Origin of the sequence: Corallococcus exercitus (assembly GCF_003611585.1) — a bacterium.
Taxonomy (GTDB): domain Bacteria; phylum Myxococcota; class Myxococcia; order Myxococcales; family Myxococcaceae; genus Corallococcus; species Corallococcus exercitus.
On the sequence record NZ_RAVW01000812.1, the window covers coordinates 1 to 983 of the forward strand.

1 protein-coding gene and 1 pseudogene are annotated in these 983 nt (G+C 69.1%); one reads left to right on the forward strand and one right to left on the reverse strand.

The annotated features are described in order from the left end of the window. Positions 1–506, reverse strand: a 506-nt coding sequence (locus D7W79_RS42250) for an alpha/beta hydrolase (RefSeq protein WP_147442367.1), incomplete at its 3' end; no start/stop codon positions are given. Positions 507–729: 223 nt separating this feature from the next. Between D7W79_RS42250 and D7W79_RS42255 the strand changes: the two are divergent. Next, positions 730–983, forward strand: a pseudogene (locus D7W79_RS42255) (SH3 domain-containing protein); the annotation flags it as partial.

Genomic DNA, 983 nt, shown 5'->3' on the forward strand with positions numbered 1-983 from the left:
AGCCCGCCCCCGCCGCTCCCGCCGAAGATGACGAGCTGGTTCGGATCAAACCGCAGCAGCGCGGCGTTCGCCGCCATCCACTCCAGCCCGGCGTAACAGTCCTCCACCAGGGCGGGCGCGGGATGCTCGGGCGCCAGCCGGTATTCGACCGTCACGCAGACCGCATCATGACGAAGCGCCCAGTCCACGAGCGGCTTCGCCCCCGCGAAGCGGGTCCCCATCACCATGCCGCCACCATGGATGAAATAGACCGCGGGGCCCGGAGTCGCATGGTCCTCCCGCGCGATGACCGACACCGTGATCTCCGCGCCCTGGTACCCGGGGATGCGGTGGTCGACGCAGCGGACCTTCGCGTCCCCGAGCAGGTCCTCCCTTGTCACTCGGCTCAACGTGCGGAAGTGCTCGAGCTGCTCCAGCGTCATCCTCACGGGCACATACCCCTCCAGCGAAGGCAGGAGCGCGGCCAGCTGGGGGTCGAAGTCGGATGAGGCGTTCGGGCGGGTCATGGAAGCTCAGGAACAGGCAGGCCGTTGTTGGAGGCGGGAGGGAAGCATTCTCTCCCGGCCATTTCAAACGCGGCGGTCACCGCACGATGCGGTAGATGGGGTGCGTGTACTCCGCGGCGAACGCATCCGTGAACGCACCGCCGGAGTACGTGAGCGTGCGGCCCCTGGCCCGCCCTCCGCCAACTGGCTAGCATCCAGCGCCTTCGTCACCTGAAGGGAAGCCATGTCGAAACAGTGGGTGCTCTCCGGCGGCGGCGCCTCGTATCTCGTCGTTCTGTGGAACGACGCGGAGGCGAAGGACACGAGCCGCCGGGTCGCGCCCACCGTGATGCAGCTGTCCCTCGAGGGATGGATGCGCACGCACCGGCAGGCCCTCCGGGAGATGTACGCGGCCTGCGCCCCGGCCCCTCCCGCGGGCACCCCGGCCGCGCAGCTGGACGCCCTGATGAAGCAGCGCCTGTCGGATGCCTTCAGGAC